The organism is Mesorhizobium sp. M7A.F.Ca.CA.002.15.2.1 (assembly GCF_003998715.1).
Taxonomy (GTDB): Bacteria; Pseudomonadota; Alphaproteobacteria; order Rhizobiales; family Rhizobiaceae; genus Mesorhizobium; species Mesorhizobium ciceri.
Genome location: NZ_RZPI01000782.1, coordinates 1 through 2,435, shown reverse-complemented (window position 1 = coordinate 2,435; position 2,435 = coordinate 1). Strand labels below are relative to the sequence as shown.

Below are 2,435 nucleotides of genomic sequence, written 5' to 3'. Positions count from 1 at the left end.
CCCAGCTCGCCGAGACGCATGAGCCCGGCGAATTCGAAGCCGCGATCACAGCGCTTGCCAAGAGTGGCGCGAAAATCGCGCTCGACCCGGTGCTGGCGGCTGACCGGCTGCGCATGCTGGTCGAGGACAATGGCGGCGCCGTCATTGCAGCAGCAGATCCTGCCCGAATCCCGCGCGCCACCAAGAACCAGGCCGAGATCAACGGCTCGCGCGCCGCGCATCGGCGTGACGGTGCGGCCGTGGCGAAATTGCTGTGCTGGCTGGAGCGGCAAAAACCCGGCTCGCTCGACGAGATCGCTGTCGTCACCAGGCTGGAGGAACAGCGCCGGCGGACCGGCGAGGAAACCCAGATGCCGCTGCGCGACGTCTCCTTCGACACCATTTCGGGCGCCGGCCCGAACGGCGCCATCATGCATTACCGCGTGTCGCGCGCCACCAGCCGCAAGCTGCAGGCCGGCGAGCTGTTCCTGCTCGATTCCGGCGCGCAGTATCAGGACGGCACCACCGACATCACCCGCACCGTGCCGATCGGCCAGCCGACGCAGGAGATGCGCGAACGCTTCACCCTGGTGCTGAAAGGCATGATCGGCATTTCCACCTTGCGCTTTCCCGCCGGCACGCGCGGCTCCGAGATCGATGCCGTCGCGCGCATGGCGCTGTGGAAGCACGGCTGCGACTTCGCCCACGGCACCGGCCATGGCGTCGGCTCGTATCTGGCCGTGCATGAAGGCCCGCAGCGTATCGCCCGCACCGGCACCGAAAAGCTGCTCGAAGGCATGATGCTGTCCAACGAGCCCGGCTACTACAAGGAAGGCTCCTACGGCATCCGCATCGAGAACCTGATCCTGGTGACGCCGGCGCAAGAGATCGAGGGCGGCGACATCGCCATGCACGGCTTCGAGACGCTGACGCTGGCGCCGATCGATACCAGGCTGGTGCAGTCGGACCTTCTGACGCGTGACGAGCTGCATTGGCTGGACTCGTACCACGCGCGCGTGCTGGCCGAGATCGGCCCGATGCTCGACGGCGAAACGCTGGCCTGGCTGGAGAAGGCCACCGCGCCGCTGCCGCACGACGCGAAGATTTGATTTTTCTGAGGCGCCGAGGGCGTGTCGAGATTCAGGTCAGGACGAGCGAAAACGATGGGTTCCGTGAACCGGAGCGAAGCGTACTTTTGGGTACGTGAGCTCAGTTCTACCGCGACGCGGTAGAACGGGGAAGCGCAGGAAGCCGCCGTTTGCAGGCCGTCATCACCTGAATATCGATACGCCCTACCCGACGAACTGCCGCGCCACGATCAATACCGCCGCGCCCGCCAAAAACATCGCCATCAACCCACCGCGCAGCGAAACCACGGCGGTGACCACCAGTGCGGCCCATTCCGCCGGGCCGGCGTTCAACAGCTCGGGCGCTACCAGCGTCGTCAGCACCGCCGCCGGCACGGCATTGAGGCCGGCCTCGACGCGGGGATGGATGGTATCGAAGCGCGATATCACCAGGTGCCCGCCGATGCGCGTCAGATAGGTCGCGATTGCGCCGGCGATAATGATCCAGAAGGTCGTGCTCATGGCCGTGCCTTTACGCCGCTATGGTGGGGAGGCAGGATGACCGCCAGCAGCACACCGGCAACAGCGCCAATCGAGACATGCCAGGGCGAGCCCACGGTCTTGTAGGCGATGATGGAGGCGGCAGCGCTGGCAATGACCACCGGCAGCCACAGAGGCCGCTTGCGGAAGCCCAGCACGAGACCGAGGAAATAGATCGGCAGCAGGAAATCGATGCCCAGCGCGTGCGTGTCGGGGATCAGCTTGCCGAACAGCGCGCCAAGCGCGCTTTCGAGGATCCAGAACAGATAGACAGGCAAGCCAAGTCCCAGATACCAGGCAAAGCCGACCGTCCGGCCCGATTGCGCCCGCGCTTCGGCCACCGCGAATTGCGGATCGGTCAGGATGAAATAACCAAGCGCCTGCTGGATGAGGGGCCAGTGCGCGATGCGCCGGCCGATGCCGGCGGAATAGAGCACGTGGCGGAAATTGACGGCGAAGATCGACAGGACGATCAGCCACGGCGCCACATGCTGGCCGAACAGCTGGATGCCGACCATCTGGCTGGCGCCGCCATAGACCAGCGCACTCATCAGAAAGGCTTCCAGGACCGAGAAGCCATTGTCCACGGCGAGCGCGCCGAACAGCACCGCAAAGGGCGCCGAGGCCACCACCACAGGCATCGACAGCCGCACGCCTTGCCAGAAATCGCTTCTGTCGCCGCTCTCGGAAATTACGTCCGTCGCCATCAACCACTCCTGATGCATGTCGCCCAAAAGGGGGATAACGACATGCACAACAACAAGGGAAGCGCGGTATGTAGGTGGCGCGGCTTGCCGTGTCACACGAATTCGCTTGAGCCAAACGATCAGCGGAAATGATCGCGGGATC

The 2,435-nt window shown here is 64.8% G+C and carries 3 protein-coding genes; 1 reads left to right on the top strand and 2 read right to left on the bottom strand.

The genetic code is table 11. The features are described 5' to 3' along the window. Positions 1-1,088 (top strand): M24B family metallopeptidase (locus ENZ74_RS29205; RefSeq protein ID WP_127313198.1); only part of this gene is annotated, 1,088 nt, incomplete at its 5' end. Positions 1,089-1,271: 183 nt separating this feature from the next. On the opposite strand, the gene ENZ74_RS29200 is transcribed toward ENZ74_RS29205, so the two are convergent. Together ENZ74_RS29200 and ENZ74_RS29195 are read right to left on the bottom strand one after the other, a co-directional pair. Beyond that, positions 1,272-1,568 carry an AzlD family protein gene (locus ENZ74_RS29200; protein WP_013530970.1) on the bottom strand — a complete coding sequence of 99 codons (297 nt, stop codon included), beginning with the start codon at positions 1,566-1,568 and terminating at the stop codon, positions 1,272-1,274. Beyond that, positions 1,565-2,293 carry an AzlC family ABC transporter permease gene (locus tag ENZ74_RS29195; RefSeq protein ID WP_063168301.1) on the bottom strand — a complete coding sequence of 243 codons (729 nt, stop codon included), beginning with the start codon at positions 2,291-2,293 and terminating at the stop codon, positions 1,565-1,567. Before ENZ74_RS29195 ends, ENZ74_RS29200 begins: the two co-directional genes overlap by 4 nt. Positions 2,294-2,435: the final 142 nt, after the last annotated feature.

What these genes read in the sequence shown, in the direction of transcription:
- ENZ74_RS29195 (WP_063168301.1), bottom strand. Translation starts at nt 2,293, where the DNA reads ATGGCGACGGACGTAATTTCCGAGAGCGGCGACAGAAGCGATTTCTGG.
- ENZ74_RS29200 (WP_013530970.1), bottom strand. Translation starts at nt 1,568, where the DNA reads ATGAGCACGACCTTCTGGATCATTATCGCCGGCGCAATCGCGACCTAT.